This window comes from Verrucosispora sioxanthis (genome assembly GCF_010560025.1).
Classification (GTDB): domain Bacteria; phylum Actinomycetota; class Actinomycetes; order Mycobacteriales; family Micromonosporaceae; genus Micromonospora; species Micromonospora palythoicola.
Genome location: NZ_SAIY01000011.1, coordinates 95,886 through 115,603 on the forward strand (window position 1 = coordinate 95,886; position 19,718 = coordinate 115,603).

Annotated in this window: 17 protein-coding genes; 8 read left to right on the forward strand and 9 right to left on the reverse strand. The window is 69.9% G+C overall.

Annotated elements, in window-relative coordinates:
- The first annotated feature begins 36 nt into the window (after window positions 1-36).
- The 4 genes from ENC19_RS25630 to ENC19_RS25645 all read left to right on the forward strand — a co-directional run bounded on the left by ENC19_RS25630 (window position 37) and on the right by ENC19_RS25645 (window position 5,849).
- Window positions 37-819, forward strand: a complete 783-nt coding sequence (locus ENC19_RS25630) for a pyridoxamine 5'-phosphate oxidase family protein (protein ID WP_164449618.1) — start codon at window positions 37-39, stop codon at window positions 817-819.
- A gap of 210 nt (window positions 820-1,029) precedes the next feature.
- Entirely contained in the window at window positions 1,030-2,097 is a 1,068-nt protein-coding gene (locus ENC19_RS25635; protein ID WP_164449619.1) for a lytic polysaccharide monooxygenase auxiliary activity family 9 protein, read from the forward strand.
- A 228-nt stretch (window positions 2,098-2,325) separates the two neighbouring features.
- A complete protein-coding gene (locus ENC19_RS25640) occupies window positions 2,326-3,993 on the forward strand; it encodes a right-handed parallel beta-helix repeat-containing protein (protein ID WP_164449620.1) in 1,668 nt (555 codons plus the stop codon).
- 71 nt (window positions 3,994-4,064) lie between these two features.
- A complete protein-coding gene (locus ENC19_RS25645) occupies window positions 4,065-5,849 on the forward strand; it encodes an N-acetylglutaminylglutamine amidotransferase (protein ID WP_164449621.1) in 1,785 nt (594 codons plus the stop codon).
- 17 nt (window positions 5,850-5,866) lie between these two features.
- Here ENC19_RS25645 and ENC19_RS25650 read toward each other — a convergent pair whose 3' ends face one another.
- The 3 genes from ENC19_RS25650 to ENC19_RS25660 form a co-directional block, all read right to left on the reverse strand.
- Window positions 5,867-7,012 carry a carboxylate-amine ligase gene (locus tag ENC19_RS25650; protein ID WP_164449622.1) on the reverse strand — a complete coding sequence of 382 codons (1,146 nt, stop codon included), beginning with the start codon at window positions 7,010-7,012 and terminating at the stop codon, window positions 5,867-5,869.
- A 230-nt stretch (window positions 7,013-7,242) separates the two neighbouring features.
- Window positions 7,243-8,772, reverse strand: a complete 1,530-nt coding sequence (locus ENC19_RS25655; protein WP_164449623.1) for a non-reducing end alpha-L-arabinofuranosidase family hydrolase — start codon at window positions 8,770-8,772, stop codon at window positions 7,243-7,245.
- Between the two features lie 465 nt (window positions 8,773-9,237).
- The gene (locus ENC19_RS25660) at window positions 9,238-9,654 is read right to left on the reverse strand and encodes a MarR family winged helix-turn-helix transcriptional regulator (protein ID WP_164449624.1); all 417 of its coding nucleotides are present in this window, start codon (window positions 9,652-9,654) and stop codon (window positions 9,238-9,240) included.
- A 123-nt stretch (window positions 9,655-9,777) separates the two neighbouring features.
- Between ENC19_RS25660 and ENC19_RS25665 the strand changes: the two genes are divergently transcribed.
- Window positions 9,778-10,608, forward strand: a complete 831-nt coding sequence (locus tag ENC19_RS25665; RefSeq protein WP_166459120.1) for an NAD(P)H-binding protein — start codon at window positions 9,778-9,780, stop codon at window positions 10,606-10,608.
- A 50-nt stretch (window positions 10,609-10,658) separates the two neighbouring features.
- Here the strand turns inward: ENC19_RS25665 and ENC19_RS25670 are convergent, their stop codons facing one another.
- Both ENC19_RS25670 and ENC19_RS25675 read right to left on the reverse strand, forming a co-directional pair.
- Window positions 10,659-11,849, reverse strand: a complete 1,191-nt coding sequence (locus tag ENC19_RS25670) for a DUF2254 domain-containing protein (RefSeq protein ID WP_164449626.1) — start codon at window positions 11,847-11,849, stop codon at window positions 10,659-10,661.
- Window positions 11,846-12,517: a hypothetical protein gene (locus tag ENC19_RS25675; RefSeq protein WP_208021017.1), complete on the reverse strand. Its 672-nt coding sequence runs from the start codon at window positions 12,515-12,517 to the stop codon at window positions 11,846-11,848. The genes ENC19_RS25670 and ENC19_RS25675 overlap by 4 nt, the downstream gene beginning before the upstream one ends.
- A gap of 287 nt (window positions 12,518-12,804) precedes the next feature.
- Here ENC19_RS25675 and ENC19_RS25680 point away from each other — a divergent pair, with 287 nt between their 5' ends.
- Window positions 12,805-13,080, forward strand: coding sequence for a BON domain-containing protein (locus ENC19_RS25680; RefSeq protein WP_164449627.1), 276 nt, complete (start codon window positions 12,805-12,807; stop codon window positions 13,078-13,080).
- 51 nt (window positions 13,081-13,131) lie between these two features.
- The gene (locus tag ENC19_RS25685; protein ID WP_164449723.1) at window positions 13,132-13,647 is read left to right on the forward strand and encodes a DUF421 domain-containing protein; all 516 of its coding nucleotides are present in this window, start codon (window positions 13,132-13,134) and stop codon (window positions 13,645-13,647) included.
- A 41-nt stretch (window positions 13,648-13,688) separates the two neighbouring features.
- On the opposite strand, the gene ENC19_RS25690 is transcribed toward ENC19_RS25685, so the two are convergent.
- Together ENC19_RS25690 and ENC19_RS25695 are read right to left on the reverse strand one after the other, a co-directional pair.
- A complete protein-coding gene (locus tag ENC19_RS25690) occupies window positions 13,689-14,021 on the reverse strand; it encodes a hypothetical protein (RefSeq protein ID WP_164449628.1) in 333 nt (110 codons plus the stop codon).
- 150 nt (window positions 14,022-14,171) lie between these two features.
- Window positions 14,172-14,843: a lytic polysaccharide monooxygenase auxiliary activity family 9 protein gene (locus ENC19_RS25695; RefSeq protein ID WP_309246274.1), complete on the reverse strand. Its 672-nt coding sequence runs from the start codon at window positions 14,841-14,843 to the stop codon at window positions 14,172-14,174.
- 240 nt (window positions 14,844-15,083) lie between these two features.
- On the opposite strand from ENC19_RS25695, the gene ENC19_RS25700 reads away from it, so the two are divergent.
- Window positions 15,084-16,379 carry a hemolysin family protein gene (locus ENC19_RS25700; protein ID WP_164449629.1) on the forward strand — a complete coding sequence of 432 codons (1,296 nt, stop codon included), beginning with the start codon at window positions 15,084-15,086 and terminating at the stop codon, window positions 16,377-16,379.
- Between the two features lie 74 nt (window positions 16,380-16,453).
- Here ENC19_RS25700 and ENC19_RS25705 read toward each other — a convergent pair whose 3' ends face one another.
- Both ENC19_RS25705 and ENC19_RS25710 read right to left on the reverse strand, forming a co-directional pair.
- On the reverse strand, window positions 16,454-17,137 hold the full coding sequence (locus ENC19_RS25705; RefSeq protein ID WP_164449630.1) for a response regulator: 684 nt from the start codon (window positions 17,135-17,137) through the stop codon (window positions 16,454-16,456).
- The gene (locus tag ENC19_RS25710) at window positions 17,134-19,683 is read right to left on the reverse strand and encodes a DUF4118 domain-containing protein (RefSeq protein WP_164449631.1); all 2,550 of its coding nucleotides are present in this window, start codon (window positions 19,681-19,683) and stop codon (window positions 17,134-17,136) included. Before ENC19_RS25710 ends, ENC19_RS25705 begins: the two co-directional genes overlap by 4 nt.
- Window positions 19,684-19,718 lie beyond the last annotated feature (35 nt).

The window sequence follows — 19,718 nt, forward strand, 5'->3', positions numbered from 1 at the left end:
ATCACATTCCAAGGTCAACCGAACGGCTCGGATCACATGGACGACGGTGCACATGTTCCCCGCGCGATCCAGGCCGCCACGGTCGGCGAGCTGGCCTGGATCGACCCGGACGGCGTACCACAGGCCCGCCCGGTCACGCCGCTGCTGCTCGGCGACCGGCCCGCCGTCGCCTTGCCGTACGCAGAGGTCACCCTGGCCCGCCGGCTGGCCGCCGCGCAGGTCGCGGCACTTGTCGTCTCCGACGACCGGCTCACCGGGCGCGGCTGGCGGCCGGTCGCGGTGGCCGGCCGGCCCCGGCTCACCGAGGATCGCGACGGCACGCTGTTCACGGACCGGTTGCTCGACCAGGAGTTACGCAAGTATCCGCCGGCAAGGGCCCTGATCGACTCACCGCTGCTGCGCCGGGAGCACTGGTGGTACCTGCCCCGGCTGATCGTGGTGCTGGACGTCGACACCGCCACCACGATCGGTGCCCGGCCCGACGGCACCGGCGAGGTGCTGGCGGTCGCCCGTGATGACCGGCTGTACGTGGACTCGGTGACGCGGGCCGACGGCCAGGTGGGCGAGCCGGTCCGCGTACGGAGCCTCGCCGGTCGGCTACCCGCCGACGGCCCGGCGGTGCTGCTGGGGCACGACTTCTCCGCCCCCGACCTCGAACGGTGGACCCCGTGGACGACCCGGGGCGAGCTGGCCGACGGCGTCCTGGCCGTGACGGCGGCACCGGCGCGTACCACCCTCGCGCCGCCGCTCGGCCTGTGGCGACGGTTGACCCGCCAGCGCCGGCTCGCCCGGGCCTGCCAGGACGCCCTCGACGGTTAGGACGGGGTGCGGGGGGGCCGACCCCATCCGGAAAAGATTCACGCGAGTGGATATGATGGGTACTATCGCGGTTGGGAGCCACCAGGCCGTCGCAGGCAGCGCGTTTCACACGCCTGCCCCTTGAGATCGTCATGTCGATCGACGCATTCCTCCCGGGGTTTGGGCACCCCGGCGGGTGACACCGGCGTCGGCGGATCAACTGGAGCATCAATGAAACTCGCACGAACAGCACGTCGACTAGGACTCGGCGCGGCCTCCGTCCTCGTCGCCGCGTTCACCATGGTCGTGGTCAACCAGCCCGGCCCGGCCTCGGCGCACGGGTCGGTCACGAACCCGCCGTCCCGCAACTACGGATGCTGGGAGCGCTGGGGTGACGACCACCTCAACCCGGCCATGGCCCAGAGCGACCCGATGTGCTGGCAGGCCTTCCAGGCCAACCCGAACACGATGTGGAACTGGAACGGCCTGTTCCGCGAGAACGTCGGCGGCAACCACCAGGCCGTCATCCCGGACGGCCAGTTGTGCAGCGGCGGCCGTACCCAGGGCGGGCTGTACGCCTCGCTCGACACGGTCGGTGCCTGGACCGCCAAGCCGATGCCCAACAACTTCACCCTGACCCTCACCGACGGCGCCCGGCACGGTGCCGACTACATGCTCATCTACATCACCAAGCAGGGCTTCGATCCGACCACGCAGCCCCTCACCTGGAACAGCCTGGAACTGGTGCTCCGCACCGGCTCGTACCCCACCACCGGGCTCTACGAGGCGCAGGTCAACGCGGGCAACCGTACCGGCCGGCACGTCGTGTACACGATCTGGCAGGCGTCCCACCTCGACCAGCCGTACTACATCTGCAGCGACGTGACCTTCGGTGGGGGCAGCAACCCGCCGCCGACCACGCCGCCGCCCTCGAACCCGCCGCCGACCACCCCGCCGCCCTCGAACCCGCCGCCCACCACTCCGCCGCCGACCGGTAACGGCGCCTGCACCGCCACCTACCGCAAGACCAACGAGTGGCCCGGTGGCTTCGGTGGCGAGGTCACCGTCCGTGCCGGCAACGCCGCCATCTCCGGCTGGACCGTCAACTGGACCTGGCCCAACGGCCAGAGCATCACCAACTCCTGGAACGCGTCGATCACCTCGAGCGGCTCGTCGGTCACCGCCTCGAACGTCGGCCACAACGGGTCGTTGAGCGCCAACAGCAGCGCCACCTTCGGATTCAACGGCTCCTGGAACGGCACCAACGGCACACCCACCCTGTCCTGTACCGCCCGCTGACAGCAGCGGCGTGAGGGGTGGCGCGGACCAGCGCCACCCCTCACGCGCACCTGCGTAGCCGTCGCCCGGACGCACGCGGTGGCGGTGAACTTCGCCCTCTTCCGGGATCCGTCCTCGCCGAGGACGTCACCCACGTACCGTCGAGGCAGGCCCGCCGCCGCACAGCCCCGAGGGTCTGACGGCGGCCGGCTTCCGGTCGACCTGCCGTCACGGGGAGGGTGATGTCCTGTGTCAGGTCAGGTGACAGCCGCTCGGTCCGGCGTGCGGCCGTACGCCGTGGCGGGAGCACCGTTGCTCTGCAACGCCCGGGAACACGGGTTGTCCGGCGACGGCACCACCAACGACCAGCCGGCGCTGGCCGCGCTCGTCGACCTGCTCGGTGACGCATTCGCCGCCGACGGGCGGGCACGCGTGATCTACTGCCCACCCGGGGTGTACGCGATCCGGGACGCCGGCACCGTCTGGCGCAGTGGGGTGTCCCTGAAGGGCGCCGGGCCGGGTGCCACCCGCTTCGTCCTGAGCAACGAGGGCAACCGGTCCCAGCCGGTGCCGCTCGCCTTCTACACCGCTCAACTGCACGGTGCCGGTCCGGACCGCCCCTTGGCCTACTGCACGTTCGCCGACTTCGAGATCGACGGTAAGGGCGTGGCGTCGGCGCAGTACAACCCGCTGGCGAAAGGGCTGGGGTTGCAGTACGTCAGCGGCGCTCTGTTCCGGAACCTCTTCATCCACCACACGGCCGCCACCGGCTTCGGCTGCGACTTCCTCCAGGACACCCTGGTGGAAGCGGTCCGAGTGCTGAAATGCGGCCGGATGGACAACGGACTGGAGATGGGCGGGGCAGGAATCGGCATCGGCATCGGCGGCTGGGGACCGATCGAACGGCTGGCCATCACCAACTGCGTCGCGGTCGGCAACGCGACGAACGGCATCTTCCTGGAGATGCAGTATCCCGACCGACCTCAGCCGCGCGGCATCCGGATCAGCGGCTGCCACGCGGAGAGCAACCGGTTCGGCATCTCCGACTGGGGTGCCGACGGGCTCATCGTCACCGAATGCATGATGGTGGGAAACCTGGAGGCCGGCTTCCAGGTCTCGGCGAAGGGCACCACCGGCGTCCCCGGCAAGGGCGGCCTGCTCACCAACTGCGTCATCGACGGCAACCTGCGCGACGGGGTGAACATCGGCAACACTTCCGGCCCCTACACGGTGCGGGGTAACCGGATCACCGGGAACGGCCGGTACGGCTATCACCACCAGGATCTCGGTGACGGAGACCGGGCCGCCGCCGAGGAGATCGTCATCGAGAGCAACGACATCTGGGGCAACAGTCGCGACGGTATCCGCTTCGACCGGCCACTGCGCGACGCCGTCATCATCAACAACCGGATCCGCAACAACGGCCGCCAGTGCGCCCCCGCCGTCTCCGGGGGCGGCGAGTCCGTCCGTTACACCCGCAACGCCCTCGTCGACCAGCGCGCGGACTGGCCGGCCGACGGTCACCGCGGCAAGGTACTCCGCGTCGGCCACCGGTACGCCGTGGTCGCCGCCAACGACGCCACCACCCTCACCCTCGCCCCGATCCGTCCCGACGACGCCAGCAGCTGGAGCGCCGACACCCCAGCGCCCGGTACGCCGTACGAGCTGCCCCCCGCGCCCATCACCCGGGCCGGCATCACCGTCAACGCCATCGCCGACTCGGTCACAATCCGCGGCAACCTGATCCGGGACAGCGGCTCGGCCACCCAGACCCACGGCATCTGGGTCACCGACCGGGCCGACTGCGTCAACTGCCGGGTCGTGGACAACGACCTCGACGGCAACCACAGCGTGATCCGGACCGACGGCGCCACCACGGGTGGTCGCTGGACCGGTAACCAGGACCACCGGTCGTAGGAGGTTCGCCTCGGGTGCCACCCTCCGGTACCCGGACAGACGTGAGGAAGAGGGCATGACAGCGGAACGTGATGTGCGGCATCAGCGGTGAGGCGAGGTTCGACGGCAGCACGCCCGACGCCGCCGCGGTGACCCGGATGACCGAGGCGATGCGCTCCCGGGGCCCGGACGGCGAGGGCCTGTGGAGCGACGGCTGGGTGACCCTCGGGCACCGGCGGCTGACCGTCATCGACCTGTCCGACGCTGGCGGCCAGCCCATGGTCCGCGAGGATCTCGGTCTCGCCCTGGTCTTCAACGGGTGCATCTACAACTACCCGGAACTACGCGAGGAGCTACGGACCGCCGGCCACACCTTCCACTCCACTAGTGACACCGAGGTGATCCTGGTGGCGTACGCCCAGTGGGGTGAGGATTTCGTCGACCATCTGGTCGGCATGTTCGCCGTGGGCCTGGTCGACCGCGTCCGCCGTCGGCTCGTCCTGACCCGGGACCGACTCGGCGTCAAGCCCCTCTACCTCGCCGAGACGCCGGGTCGACTGCGGTTCGCCTCGACGCTGCCGGCGCTGCTCAAGGCGGGCGACGTGGACACCGACGTGGACCCGGTGGCGCTGCACCACTACCTGTCGTGGCACTCGATCGTGCCCGCGCCCCGCACCATCCTGCGCGGTGTCCGGAAACTGCCCCCGGCGACCGTGCGGGTCGTCGAGGCCGACGGGCGCAGCCGCGATCGCCGCTACTGGCAACCCGACTACGTCCGGGATCCCGCCCACGCCGGCTGGGACGACCGGGACTGGCGGGCCGCGATCGGTGACGCGCTACGCACCGCCGTACGACGACGGCTCGTCGCCGACGTGCCGGTGGGCGTGCTGCTCTCCGGCGGTCTCGACTCGAGTCTCATCGTGGCTCTGCTCGCCGAGGCCGGGCAGCAACACCTGCGCACCTTCAGCATCGGCTTCGACAGCCGGCACGGCGAGGCCGGCGACGAGTTCCACTACTCCGATCTGGTCGCCCGCGCGTACGGCACCGACCACGTCCGCATCCAACTCGCCAACGACGACCTGGTGCCGGCCGTCCACCGGACGGTGGAGGCCATGACCGAGCCGATGGGCAGCCACGACGTGGTCGCCTTCCATCTGCTCTCCGAGCAGGTCGCCGCACACGTGAAGGTGGCGCAGTCCGGGCAGGGCGCCGACGAGGTGTTCGCCGGATACGGCTATCACCAGCCGCTGACCGGGGTGCCTCGTGCCGAGGCGGCGCGGACCTTCACCGCCGCCTTCTTCGACCGGGACCACGCCGAGCTGATCCGCGTGGTCGGTGCGGCGCACGCCGTGGATGTCGATGCCAGCCGGGACCTGGTGTTCGCGGAGCTGGACGCCCCGGGCGCGGAGACCGCCCTGGACGCGGTGCTGCGCCTGGACACCCACCTGATGCTTCCCGACGATCCGGTCAAACGGGTGGACAGCATGAGCATGGCGTGGGGACTGGAGGTGCGCACCCCGTTCCTCGATCAGGATCTGGTCGCCCTCGCGGCAGCCTGCCCACCGCAGCACAAGGTTGCCCAAGGCGGCAAGGGCGTGCTCAAGGAGGTCGCCCGCGAGGTGCTGCCCGCGGAGGTGATCGACCGGCCGAAGGGCTACTTTCCGGTGCCCGCGCTACGCAACGTCGACGGCCCGGTCCGCGACCTCGTGGTGGCGGCGCTGCGGGCGCCGGCAGCGCGCGAGCGTGGGCTGTTCCGGCAGGCGTACGTCGACGCGCTGCTCACCGACCCCGACCAGGCGCAGGCCGCCGCCGGCAGCAACAAACTGTGGCAACTGGGCCTGCTCGAACTCTGGCTCCAGACCCACCACGTCCGCTGAGCGTGCCGGCTGCGGGCTCACCCGGCGGTGGTCTCGGCGGCGAGGTGGTCGAGGACCGCCCGCACATCGCCACCGGTACGCGCGATGACCCGCCGCTGCCGGGCCGCGCCGGTGCCGTCGCGGCGCAGCCGGGCCAACTGTTCCAGCACGTAGGCCAGGTCGCCGTGCCGGACCAGAGCGGGCGTCACCGTGCTGAACAACTCCTCCACGAGATCCCACGCCGGGCGGGCACCGCCACCACGCAGGTCGACAAGTTGCCCGTCCAACCCGTCATGCGCCGCTCGCCAGTGGGCCGCCGCGAGCAGACTGCTACGCAGGTGGGGTGCCCGAACGCCGGCTCGCACCTGGTCGACCATGGTGGCGACCAGCGCTCGCACCAGGGCCGCGACCAGCACCGTGTCGTCCACCCCCGGGCAGACGTCGCCCACCCGGATCTCCACCGTGGGATAGCTGGCCGATGGTCGGGCGTACCAGTAGACCATCGCCGCGTCGAGCATGATTCCCGCATCGACCAGTTCCGCCACCGTGGCGTCGTAGTCGGCGACCGAGGCGAAGTACGGGGTGGGACCGATGCTCGGCCAGCGCTCCAGCTGCATGGAACGCCAGCTCGCGTGGCCGGTGTCCGCGCCGTCGTGCAGCGGCGAGTTGGCGGTGATCGCCTGCACCACCGGCAGCCACGGGCGCAGATGGTTGCAGACCTGCACCGCCAGTTCCCGGTCCGGCAGACCAACGTGCACGTGGCAGCCGCACACGGCCGGATCGTGCGCGACCGGGCCGAAACGGCGGGACATGGCGTGGTAGCGGGGTTCGTCCGGAACTGTCCGGTACGGCTCGTGCACCGGAGTGGCACCCACCGCGACCAACCGCGCTCCCGCGGACCGTGCGGCTTCCGCCGCGGCGCGCCGCAGGGTGATCAGGTGTGTCCGGAGGTCGGCCAGATCGGCACAGACCGGGGTGACCATCTCCACCATGCTGTGCCGGAACTCCTGCCGGCTCTGCTTCCGAGCCGTTCCGAGCAGGGCCGTCAGCACCTGGTCGGCGACCGGCAGGCTCTCCCCCGTCGCCGGGTCCAGCAGCAGGAATTCCTCCTCGACCCCGATCGTCAGGCGCGCTGGCACGTCCACGGCACTCAGGGGCGATGCGGTGGACGGGTGGTTCGTCATCGTCGGCATCCCCTCCTGCCGGCGACGGTCAGCGCCGCCGCACTCGCGGGACTTCCCCGCCACGGATCCGGCAAACGGGCACCGACGACCGGGCGGGCTCGGCATGTGCCGAGCCCGCCCGGTCCAGCTCTACCCGATTCGGACGCGGAGTGTGCCTCCGCTCATCCGATACGGCGAGTGCCCTCCTTCGGAGACGTCAGGCATCCCGGAGCCGAATCTGTGTGGTGTCGTCAGCGTTGCAGGGTGAGCAGGCCGGGCCGGTACGGCAGGCGACCGTAGTCGCCACCGGAGCTGGGGTCACGGCCCTGGTAGAGCAGTTGCAGGTTGCAGGGGTCGATGGTCATGGTCTGGTCGGCGTTGGTCCGGATCAGCTCACCGTGGCTGATGTCGTTGGTCCAGGTGGCGCCGCTGTTGGCCTTGCCGGCGAACGGGTTGCTCTCGCTGGTGGCCTGCGGGGTCCAGCTACCGCCCAGACTCGTCGCGGTGAACGAGCGGAAGTAGCGGCCCTGCGAACCGATCGCCTCGACGATCATCAGGTACCGCTGCTGACCCTGGAGCTTGTACACCTGGACACCTTCGAACAGGTTGTTCGTGGTGTCGGTCATGATCGTGGTGTAGTTCGAGCCGAAGCTGCCCGGGAAGTTCCCGATCGGCATGCTGGCCCGGTAGATCCGGCCGTTGTCCCCGGCGAAGAACAGGTACATGTTCTGGTCGTCACCGATCAACGCCTGGTCAATCGGACCGGTGCTGGAGTTCGAGATCGACCCGGTGAACAGCGTCTGGTGCGCCGACCAACTGTTCACGTTCGTCGGATTCGTCGACGTCCGGTACGAGAACGCCGGCCCACCCCACTGGTACGCCAGCACCCACACGTTACGCGGCGCGAAGTAGAACAACGACGGCGCGACCGCCGAGAACGGCATCGCGTTCTGACTCGCCGAACCCATCTGGTTCCAGTTCGAGAACAGCCCGAAGTTCATCGACCCCCACGACGTGCCGTTGTCGTGCGTGGTCCCGTACACCAGGTGCTGACCGTTGTACGGCGCGTGGGTGAAGTCCTTCAACGACACCCAACCAGACCGCGGCTGCGCCAGGGCGCCGGTCGACGACCACCGGTACGACGACGGCAGATTGCACGTACCCGACGGCGGCGGAGTCGTCGGCGTCGGGTTTCCGCCCCCGTCGACTCGGACGAGCTGCCACTGCTGGTTGGCGCCGTTCCAGTCGTCGTACTGGACGATGTTTCCGCCGTCGGCGGTCGAGGCGCCCTGGACCTCCATCACCTTGTTGCTGTTCCGGTTGATCAACCGGACGTAGCCGCCGTCGGAGTCGGCCAACCGGAACTGCTGGTTCGCCCCGTTGTGGTCGGACCACTGCACGATGGCGGCGCCATTGGCGGTCGACCAGTTGTAGACGTCCAGCACCTTGTTGGACAGCCGCGACTTCAGCCGGTAGTAGCCACCGCCCGAGTCCACGAACTGCCACTGCTGCTGGTTGCCGTTGTTCCGTGACCACTGGGTGATCCGGGCGCCGTCGTTCGTGGCCAGGTTGTACACGTCGAGGGCCTTGCCGCTGTTGCGGTTGACCAACACGTACCACGCGGTCGTGTCGACCGTCGCAGCGGCGGCCGGTGTCGACACCGCCACGGCGGCGGCACTACCGGCGACGACCGCCGTGACGCCCGCCGCGGCGACCCGCAACAACCACCTACGTTGCCGCGAGGGCGGCGAGAGAGATGGAGACCTACCAAAGGCAGACATGTTCCTCCTTCAATGACCGAGAGCCGGCCGGTTCACCCGAGGACGGGCATACCACCCAGCACCTGCGGCGCTTCTGTTAGCGCTAACATGGATGTCCGCATGTCCCCCGCACACGCCTGGTCCACCGGCCCGACGAAGCAGGCTTGCCCGGTAAGCCGTAGGCATCGCCGTCCTTGCCCATCGACTGTGGGCGATAACATGCCGTTCGTCAAGCCGTAATGTTCCCGGAATCACGAGCTGCGACTTTGCGGAACTATCGGACATCCGGCCCAGGTGACCCCGGGCCACCTTCCTTCGGCCAAACTCAGGCATCGCGCACCGGGCGGTGGCGCTCAGAACTCACGGCACAGGCCGACGATCGAGTCATGGTGACGCTAACATCGATGGTTGCCCATAACTGCCGGCCGTACGGACGGGGTTCCTTCCGGTCGGGCTGCGGCTCGGGAACGCTCCGCCGGCACAGTCCTACGAAGCCGGACCCAACACCTTCGCCAACAGACCGGAGAGCTGGCGCCGCTCCTGGTCGGTGAGCGACCCCAGCCGCTCGGACGGGAACTCGAACGCCACTCGGACGGCGCGGCGCACGTCAGCTCCCGCCGAAGTGATCAACACCCGCTTGATCCGCCGGTCGTCCGGATCGGGCACCCGGGCCACCAGGCCGCGGGCCTCCAGTCGAGAGACGAGCTGGGTGACGTTCGAGGCGTCGCACCGCAACTCCAGCGCGAGCTCTCCCATCGGGCGGCTCTCCTCGGAAAGGTGTTCGAGCAGACATGCCTGTGCGGCACTGAGCCCCGCGACCTGCGCCGCGCGGTCGTAGGCCGCGTCGTACGCGAAGACGAAATCCCACACCTGCCGGGCAAGGGTGTCGGCCAACTCGGTCACGGCCTCAGATTAGTTGACTCCCTCAGGTAACGCCGTTTAGGTTGAGCGAGGAACTTTAGTGACTCAACCAAATGGGGGTTCGACGTGACGAGTCCGCGTTCAGTGGGGGCCGATGCGCCCCGCTTGCTGATCACCGGAGTGCGTGGCAAGACCGGGTTACCGCTGGCCAGGCTGCTTGTCGAGCACAAGGACGTCGACGTGCTCGGCGGCAGCAGCAACCCCGAATCGGTTGACCTGGATGGCGTTCGACCGACCGCCTTCTCCTGGGACGTCCCCTCCGGGTGGAGAGCGGCGACCGAGGACGTCGACGCCGTGTACATCGTCCGACCGGATCGGGCGGACGCGCCGGACCTCATCGGCGCGCTGCTCGACGAGACGCCCGCCCGGGCCCGGATCGTCCTGCTGTCCGAGCAGGACGCCGACTACATGGGCGCCGACGGATGGGCACCGCGCGCGGAGCGGGCGGTGCGCGACAGTGGGCACGCCTGGACGATCCTGCGGCCCAGCTGGTTCATGCAGGTCTTCACCGACCCGCGGTTCTACCGCGATCAGATCGCCGACGGGGCGCTGCCGTTCTCCAGCGGCGGTGCCAGCCTGGCCTGGATCGATGCCCGGGACATCGCCGCCGTGGCCGAGCAGGCGCTGCTGGACGAGAAGCATGCCGGCCAGGTGTACGAACTCACCGGCCCGGAGTCACTCACACTGCCGCGCACCGCGGAGCTGCTCTCCGCCGCAGCGGGACGTCCCGTTGTCCTGCACGAGATGACCATCGACGAGGCCGTGGACGGGACCACCGGATTCGAACGGGAACTCTTCGCGCTGACCTTCGAGCGCGTACGGGCGGGCAGCTTCGCGGAGGTCACCGACTCCGTCGAGCGGGTGACCGGACGGCCCGCGCGAACCTTGCCGGCATTCCTGGCCGAGGCGGGGCCGCCCTTCGGGCGGGCGACCTGACCACTGCCGCTGCGACGAGCAGCAGACCTGCGTAAACCTCGGGCCGATCGTCAGCTCGCCGGCAGCCGCCGTCGGATCGCCGGCCGGTGGACAGGGAGCGCGACGGAGTCCAGGTCGGCGACGACGGCGTCGAGCAGCCGGCTGATCCGTGGTTCTCCGTCGGCGGTGTTGCGCAGCTCGTCGACGATCATCGCCAGGTAGGTGTCGTAGGTGGGTTGGTTCGCCAGGACCCGCACCGTGCCGTCGTCGTCGCGTACGATCCCGACCGGATCGGGCCGGGTCGCGAGCCGACGGAGCAGGTCGTGTGCCTCCTGGACGGCGCGTACGGCGGTGGTGACGTCGTTGGAGGCGGGGGACAGCGCACGCGCGGCGATGTCCCCCAACTGGCGGAGGCCGAACCCCACGTCCTGGCCCGGTGTGCGCTCGACGTCGATGGTGACCGAGTGGGCGACGCGTTCGTCGGGCAGTGGACGTGGCTCGACGCCGGGCAGCCGGTGGCAGTGCAGCAACGGCGCACCGGCGACCACGAAGTCTCCCGGCGCCGGCACGACGGTGATCGCGCAGTCGTGTTCCCGCGCCAGTCGGGCGAGCAGGGCGAGGTCGACGCTGGTGACAAGTCCCGGCGCCGCGGCCGGCAAGACCTGCACCACCTCGCCGACGACCTCGACCGGCTCCTCGTGCTCCGGCACGTGCCGATCGATCGTCCGACGGGTCTGCGCGCCGATGGCGACGATGATGTGCGACACCCGCATCACGGTGGTGATGTGGTGCAGGTAGTAGATGAACATCCCGGTGCTGGCCAGCACGAGCGACATCGACACGGCGAGGGAGAGTTCGGGCAGCCGATCGCTGTCGCGGGCCGGCAGCGCGGCGAGCACCACCATCGCGAAGAGAAACGTCGCCACGAACGTCCCGAGCGTGGACTGGATGACCCGGTCCTGCAGGAACGTGCGCAGTACCCGTGGGGAGTACTGGCTGCTGGCCAGTTGCAGCGCGACGACCGTGATGGAGAAGACCAGCGCGGTGAACGAGATCATCGCCGTGATGATCGACGACAGCAGGGACCGGGCACCGGGAGGGCCGCTGGGCAGGATGCTCTCGACCGGCAACCGCAGCCGCAGTTCCAGCACCGACAGGCCGATGGCCAGCACGACCGCACTCGCCGCGAAGAGTGCCGGGATGAGCCAGAAACTCTGCCGTATCTCGGCGAGCCGGGCGGCGCCCGTACGGGGCCGGCTCACGTCGCCGTAGCCTTTCGCTGCCGCTCGGCGCTGAGGAAGAAGGCGCCGAACGCACCGGCAAGGGTTCCGAACACGACCACCGAGTAGATCGCGAGCACCAGTTCGACGACCTGGGCGAGCGGATCGTCCACGCCGAGCGGTTCACCCGTGATGGTGGTCATGGCGACATCGTGCAGCGCTGGTCCGTACGACCGGTAGGAACCGGTGACGACGAGCAGCTGGCCGACGCTGAGGACGACCGTCGTCGTGATGATCGCCAGCCACGCTATCCGGTCGGTCAACAACCGGCCGGCGGAGCGCGAGCCGCGGACGGCCGCGGTGATGACACCGCCGGCTCGGGCGGCGCGCAGGGCGGAGGCGGCCCGGGCGAAACGGAGAAACGGCACGGCGAGGAAGATGATCTGCCACCAGTTGCGTCGCCAGAACCGGCGGGCGTCACGGCGGGCCAGCCAGGCGCGCAGGGCGAATTCGGCCACGAAGACCGCCCACAGCACCCAGCCCAGCACGGTCAGGGCGGTGGACAGCGTGGGATGTCCGGCGAGCGCCTGCCCGAGGACGACCAGGACGAAGAGCACACCGAGGGCGCCCATCGGCTTGTCGAGCCGCCGGGCGACGCCGTGCAGTACCGCGTCCTCCGGTGTCTGCTCACCGTCGGCGGGCTGGCTCATCGCCGCGCCGGCCGGTTCACCGGTACCCCGTCCACCCGCGCTCGCTCCTGGTGTCCTCCCGGAACGATAGGCGGGTCACGGTGATGTCCTCCTGGCGGTCGTGCGGCAGAGCCGTGGTCGGCCGCGCTGGCAGTCCGCTACCCGACATCGCCGTCCGCAAACGTCGAGCGCCGAAATCCACCGACCGTCACAGTCACGGGCAGAGACCGTCATCGGTTCGTCGTGTTGTCCGCCGTGGCCGCCGGGTAGGGCAGTCCTAGCAGACCAGTCCCCTCAAGGAGTCAGCCATGACCCACCCGTGGTTCTTTCCCCACGACATGCCCCCGCTGTTCTACGCCGAGCCCACCACCGCCGACACCCGACTGGCCTGTCGGTTGCTCACTCGGATGCAGCAGGATTCGCGACTGCGTCACGAGCGCATCTGCATCGAGGTGCAGAACCGGGTGGTGGTGCTCGAGGGCACGGTCAGCACGGCCGGGCTGAGCGCCGAGGCGCATGCTCTCGCCTGGCGCACCCCGGGAGTGCACGATGTCAGCAATCGCCTCCGCCACCTGGAAGGGTGACCCGATCGACGCGGCCTTTTTGCGGATCCAGGGTTCGGGTACGTGAAAACGATGGTGCTGAACAATCCTGCCGACCTGGTACGCCTGCTCGTGATCGCGGCGGTCGTCTACCCGGCGCTTGTGGTGATCCTGCGGGTTTCCGGCAAGCGGACGCTGTCCAAGCTGAACGCCTTCGACTTCGTGGTCACGGTCGCGCTGGGCTCGACGCTGGCGACGATCCTGCTGTCGCGGGACGTGTCGCTGGTGGAGGGCATCCTCGCCCTGATCCTGCTGGTGGCGTTGCAGTACGCGGTCGCACTGCTCGCCGTCCGCTGGCCGCCGTCGCAGAAGGTGCTCAAGGCCCGGCCCACCATGCTGCTGCGAGACGGGCGGCTACGAACCGAGACGTTGCGGTCGACCCGGGTGGCGGAGAGCGAGATCCGGCAGGCCGCCCGCAGCCAGGGCGCGGGCGACCTGCACAACCTCGCCGCCGTGGTGCTGGAGACGGACGGCAGCCTGAGCATCATCACCCGCGAGCAGCTCGGCGATGGCAGCACGCTCGTCGATGTGCGCGACGAGGGACGGTAGCCGCCCTGCCGACGAACGCCGCGTTCGCCGCCTCGTCCCCGTCAGCCCTCGATCGGCGGACGGTCGATGTTGAGATGGAAGGCGCGCTCCTCCGCCTCCTGACGGGCCGCGACGAAGTCGCGCTGCCAGTCCTTGGCGTCGTCCGGAATCCGCGCCACCACGTGCTCACCGTGCACCCGCCCGTCCGCGTCGGTCAGGGTGACCCCGACGACGGTGTGCCCACGCCCGGGTATGGCGTAGTGACGCACCGCCCAGCGGGCGGACGCCTGCGCGGCGTGCCGCCGGCGGCGGGCACCGCCGGTCAGGACCGCGGAAACCAGCAGGACGGCGGTCAGCACGACCACGGAGACGGCCAGGAACGCGATGATCCGCACTCGCCCGAGGTTACCTCGCCGCCTGCCGATGCTGCGGCGTACGAGCAGGCCACCGGGAAACCGGACGCACCCGATCACCACCGCCGAGACGCCTCGGCTCCGACCCGTTCGTCCCGGGCCGGAGCCGAGTTGTGCTGACGGTCGGTTGGATCAGACGATGTTGATGTCGCTGCACCACATGTAGGTCTGGTCCATGTGTGACGCCTTCCAGATCACGAAGAGAACGTGCTGGCCGCTACGCCCGGACGGGATCGAGACGTTGAACGAGATGTTCTGCGTCGGCGCGTAACGCCCGGTCTGCAGGATCTGGTCGATGTTTCCCCAACCGACGCGCTGCGAGTTCGGATTGAAGCCCTGCCGGGTGACGTAGACCCGGAAGAAGTCAGCGCCGTGGCTGGCCTGATCGTAGAACCGGAGCGTGAAGTTGCGGCTGACGTTCGTCGCCTTCCAGGCCCCCGGCTGGTTCACGGTGTCGTTCCGGGACAGGGCGTTGCTGCAGAGCTGCCCGTCGGGTGTACGGGCCTGGTACTGCCCGCCGAGGCCGTCCCGCAGCTGGCTCATCCAGTTCCACATGGTGTCGGGGTTGGCCTGGAACGCCCGGTAGCACATCGGGTCCTGCGTCTGCATCGCCGGATCCATGTGCCGGTGGCCCCAGTTCTGCCAACACTGGTAGGCGCGGGTCGCCGGGTTGATCACGGTGCCGTGGGCCTGGGCGGCACCCGTCCAGGGCAGCAGGGCGGCCACCACGGCGAGGGCCAGGACCATGGCCCGGACGGCGGGCCGGGATCGCCGGCCGGATCGGTGGGGATGGTGTGAACTCACGGTGCATCCTCCATTTCTGAAACGCTCACCGGGACGGGTTTGGGAGCGCTTCCAGCGAGTATCACACCAAACGGACAAGATATCAATGATCGTCTATTGATATCCGTTGTTCGGATTTCGTCGCTCGTAGCAGCACTCACCGATGCGTACGCCGGACTGCCGGGTGGCGCGGCACCGCCTGCCGACCGTCGCTACGGTTGATGTTCCGGATGGTCCGGGTAGGGAGGCGTCGAACGGGCCGTGGGCGGCTATGGCGTGCAGGTCGCGCTGGTGTTGGTGTTGGTTGCGGTGAACGCGGTGTTCGCCGGCAGCGAGATGGCCCTGGTGTCGCTGCGGGAGAGCCAGCTGGAGCGTCTTGAGCGCAGCTCCCGAGGGGGACGGGTGCTGGCCAGGTTGGCCCGCGACCCGAACCGGTTCCTGGCCACGATTCAGATCGGTATCACCCTGGCGGGCTTCCTGGCGTCGGCGGCTGCGGCGGTGTCCCTGGCGCAGCCGCTCGTGGACCCCCTGGGATTCCTCGGCGGCGCCGCGGAGCCCGCGTCCGTCGTCCTGGTGACCGTCCTGCTGACGTTCGTCACCCTGGTCCTGGGTGAGTTGGCACCCAAGCGCATCGCGATGCAACGTGCCGAAGGGTGGGCGCTACTGGTCGCCCGTCCGTTGGACGCGCTGTCGACGGTCTCTCGTCCGGTCGTGTGGCTGTTGGGCGCTGCCAGCGACGCGGTCGTCCGGATGACCGGCGGTGATCCCCGGGCGCGACGGGAGGAGGTCACCACCGAGGAGTTGCGGGACATGGTGGCCGCCCAGCGCAACCTCACCCCGGAACATCGGATGATCATCTCGGGAGCGTTCGAGGTCGCCGAGCGGGTGCTTCGAGAGATCCTGGTGCCCCGCCGGGACGTCGTCACGCTCAGCGAGTCGCTGTCGGCGCCGCAGGCGCTGCGGGAGTTGGGAAGGTCGGGGCAGACCCGCGCCCCCGTCGTGGGACGGGGTGGCCTGGACGACACGGTCGGCGTGGTGCACCTGCGGGACCTGCTCGACCAGGACGGACCGGTCGCCGCGTACGTCAGCGAGCCGTTGTACCTGCCCGAGACGTTGAAGGTCACCGAGGCGATCCGGGAGATGCGCCAGCAGCGGCAGCAGTTCGCCCTCGTGGTCGACGAGCGCGGTGCCATCGACGGGATCGTCACCATGGAGGACCTGGTCGAGGAGATCGTCGGCGACATTTACGACGAGACCGACCGGGACGTCCAGTCGGCCGTTCGGGAGCCTGACGGCGCCCTGCTGCTACCCGGCGGCTTTCCGCTGCACGACCTGCCGGACGTGGGCGTCGACCTTCCCGAGGTGCTCGACACCGGCGGCTACACCACCGTGGCGGGACTGCTGCTGGCCCATCTCGGTCACATCCCGACGAAGCCGGGCGAGGTGGTCGAGCTGCCCGGGCTGACCGCGGAGATCGCCGGAGTTACCGACCGGGCCATCACCTCGGTACGCCTACGGATCGTGACGAAAGAGGACAGCGAGTACGGCATCCCCTGATCGGCGGGCGCCCCCGACGTCCGGCCGCCGCCACCCGCGGTCCCGGGCGGCGGTGGCGGCGGTCGCCGTTCGGTTCATGGCTGGTAGCGGTAGCCCATGCCGGGTTCGGTGATGAGGTGCCGGGGTCGGGCGGGGTCGGGTTCGAGCTTGCGGCGTAGCTGGGCCAGGTACTGCCGCAGGTAGCCGGTCTCGGTCTCGTATCCCGGTCCCCACACCTCATGGAGCAGCTGGCGCTGACTGATCAACTTGCCCGGGTGGCGGAGCAGCGTTTCGAGCACCGCCCACTGGATGGGGGTCAGTTTGACCTCGGGGCCGTCATCGCGGACGACGGTCCGGTTGGCGAGGTCGACGGTGTGCCGGCCGAGCCGGGCGGTGCGGCTGGCCGCGTCCGCTCCGGTGGTGTGCCGGCGGGTGGCCGCGCGGATGCGGGCCAGGAGTTCGTCGACGCCGAAGGGCTTGGTGACGTAGTCGTCGGCACCCGCGTCGAGAGCGGTGACCTTGTCGTCGCTGCCGGCACGGCCGGACAGCACGATGATCGGGACGGCGGTCCAGCCACGCAGTCCACGGATGACGTCGACGCCGTCGAGGTCGGGTAGGCCGAGATCGAGCACGACGAGATCGGGTGGGTGGCTACCGGCGGCCTTCAGCGCGGCGGTTCCGGTGCCGGCGACGTCGACGTCGTAGCCCCGTGCGCGCAGGTTGATGCGCAGGGCGCGCAGGATCTGGGGTTCGTCGTCGACGACGAGGATCCGGGTCATTCCGGCGCACCCTCCGTAGCCCCGGTCGCGGCGGGTAGTCGCAACACCATGGTGAGTCCTCCTCCGGGGGTGGTCTCAGGGTTGATGCTGCCGCCCATCGCCTCGGCGAGCCCGCGGGACAGGGCCAGACCGAGGCCGACGCCCGTGCTGGTGTCCCGGTCGCCGAGGCGCTGGAACGGCAGGAACACGTGGTCCCACTGGTCCTCGGGGATGCCGGGGCCGGTGTCGATGACGCGGAGTTCGACCCGGTCCGAGTGGGCGCTTGCGGTGATGGTGGGCGGTTGTCCGGGTGGGCTGTGCCGCAGGGCGTTCGCGACGAGGTTGACCAGCACCCGCTCCAGCAGACCCGGGTCGGCGGTGACCGCCGGCAGATCGGTCGGAATGTCGGTGCTGACATCGGCGGCGGGTGGGCCGAGTTCGTCCAGGGCGCGAGGCACGACGTCCTCCAGACCGATCGATGCGACGGTGATGCCGAGTGCTCCGGCCTGTAGGCGGCTCATGTCGAGCAGGTTGGCCACCAGCCGGCCGAGCCGGTCGAGGGACTCGTCCGCAGTCACCAGCAGTTCGTCCCGGTCCTCGGGGTCGAACTCCACGTCCGGGCTGCGCAGGCTGGACACGGCGGCCTTCGCCGAGGCCAGCGGAGTACGCAGGTCGTGGCTGACGGCGGCGAGCAGCGCGGTGCGCATCCGGTCGGCCTCGGCCAGCGGCCGGGCCGTGGCGGCCTCCTCGGCGAGACGCTCCTGCCGGAGCGCGACGGCGGCCTGCGCGGCGAACGCCTCGACGATGCGCCGGTCGGCTGCCTCCAGCCGCCGGCCGCACAGCACGACGGTCAGCCGGTCATCGACGGGTACGGCCGTCTCACCGGTACTCGGGGTACCGGCCGGCGACTCGCCGACGCTGGCCACGACCCGCCAGGCCTGCACCTCCCGGTCCCGATCGGGCCGGCCGGTCGCCTCGCCGGTCTGTTCCAGCACGCTGACCGCGCGCAGTGCGAAGGTCTCCCGGAGCCGTTCCAGCAACGCCGGCAGAGGCCGCTGCCCGCGCAGGACGCTGCCGGCGACGGTGGCCAGGGTCTGCGCGTCGGCGGAGGCCCGAGCGGCCTCCCGAGTCCGCCGAGCCGCCACGTCGACCACCCAGCTCACCGCCACGGCGACGCCAACGAAAACGCCCAGGGCGAGGAGGTTGTCCGCCTCGGCAATGGTCAGCGTGTAGAAGGGCGGGGTGAAAAACCAGTTCAGCAGCAGAGATCCGCCGAGGGCCGCGAGCAGCGCCGGCCAGAGCCCGCCGACGAGCGCGACGCCGACGACGGCGGCGAGGAAGATCAGAATGTCGTTGGTCAGGGTGAGGTCGGGCAGCGCCTTGAGCAGTGCGGTCAGGGCGGGCACACCCACGACGGTGAGCGCGAACCCGTACAGCCGGCGCCGCCGGGACAACGCGGCGGGCACCGCCGGACCGCGCCGACCGCGACCGGCCTCGGCGTGGGTGACCAGGTGTACGTCGATGGGACCGGAGAGCGCCGTGGTGGTGACTCCGACGCCCCGGGAGAACAGTTGCGCGAAGCGCCCCCGTCGACTGGCACCGAGCACCAGTTGGGTGGCGTTGACGCCCTGGGCGAAGTCCAGCAGCGCGGTGGGGATGTCGGTGCCGAGGACCTGGTGGTACGTGCCGCCGAGGTTTTCCACCAGCACTCGTTGCCGGGCCAGTTGTGCGGGGTCGGCGCCGGCGAGCCCATCACTGCGGGCGATGTGCACGGCGAGCAGGTCGGCGCCCTTGCTGCGGGCGGCGACGCGGGCCGCGCGGCGGATCAGCGTCTCCCCCTCCGGCCCGCCGGTCAGTGCGACGACAACCCGTTCGCGGGTCTCCCAGGTGGCGGAGATGCCCTGCTGGGCGCGGTACGCGTCGAGTTGCTCGTCGACCTTGTCGGCGAGCCAGAGCAGCGCCAGTTCGCGCAGGGCGGTGAGGTTGCCGACCCGGAAGTAGTTGCCGAGCGCGGCGTCGATCTTGTCGGGGCGGTAGATGTTGCCGTGGGCCATCCGTCGGCGCAGCGCCTCGGGAGTCATGTCGACGAGTTCGACCTGTTCGGCGGCGCGGACGACGGCGTCGGGCACGGTTTCCCGCTGGGTGGTGCCGGTGATCTGGGCGACGACGTCGTTGAGTGACTCCAGGTGCTGGACGTTGACCGTGGACAGCACGGTGATCCCGGCGTCCAGCAGCTCCTGGATGTCCTGCCAGCGCTTGTCGTTGCGGGAGCCGGGCACGTTGGTGTGGGCCAGTTCGTCGACCACGACCACCTCCGGCCGCCGGGCGAGCACCGCGTCGAGATCCATCTCGGTGAACTCGACGCCCCGGTAGGTCATCGTGCGGCGAGGCAGTTGCTCCAGGTCACCGATCATCTCGGCGGTGTGCGTACGACCGTGGGTCTCGACGAACCCGATCACCACGTCGGTGCCGCGCTCGGCGCGTCGGTGCGCCTCCTCCAGCATCGCGTACGTCTTCCCGACACCGGGTGCGGCGCCGAGATAGATTCGCAGTTCCCCGCGGGCCATCGCACCCCTCCCCCTCTCGACGACGGAAAGGGCCC

What these genes read in the sequence shown, in the direction of transcription:
- ENC19_RS25630 (WP_164449618.1), top strand. Translation starts at nt 37, where the DNA reads ATGGACGACGGTGCACATGTTCCCCGCGCGATCCAGGCCGCCACGGTC.
- ENC19_RS25635 (WP_164449619.1), top strand. Translation starts at nt 1,030, where the DNA reads ATGAAACTCGCACGAACAGCACGTCGACTAGGACTCGGCGCGGCCTCC.
- ENC19_RS25645 (WP_164449621.1), top strand. Translation starts at nt 4,065, where the DNA reads ATGTGCGGCATCAGCGGTGAGGCGAGGTTCGACGGCAGCACGCCCGAC.
- ENC19_RS25650 (WP_164449622.1), bottom strand. Translation starts at nt 7,012, where the DNA reads ATGACGAACCACCCGTCCACCGCATCGCCCCTGAGTGCCGTGGACGTG.
- ENC19_RS25655 (WP_164449623.1), bottom strand. Translation starts at nt 8,772, where the DNA reads ATGTCTGCCTTTGGTAGGTCTCCATCTCTCTCGCCGCCCTCGCGGCAA.
- ENC19_RS25675 (WP_208021017.1), bottom strand. Translation starts at nt 12,517, where the DNA reads ATGAGCCAGCCCGCCGACGGTGAGCAGACACCGGAGGACGCGGTACTG.
- ENC19_RS25680 (WP_164449627.1), top strand. Translation starts at nt 12,805, where the DNA reads ATGACCCACCCGTGGTTCTTTCCCCACGACATGCCCCCGCTGTTCTAC.
- ENC19_RS25685 (WP_164449723.1), top strand. Translation starts at nt 13,132, where the DNA reads ATGGTGCTGAACAATCCTGCCGACCTGGTACGCCTGCTCGTGATCGCG.
- ENC19_RS25705 (WP_164449630.1), bottom strand. Translation starts at nt 17,137, where the DNA reads ATGACCCGGATCCTCGTCGTCGACGACGAACCCCAGATCCTGCGCGCC.
- ENC19_RS25710 (WP_164449631.1), bottom strand. Translation starts at nt 19,683, where the DNA reads ATGGCCCGCGGGGAACTGCGAATCTATCTCGGCGCCGCACCCGGTGTC.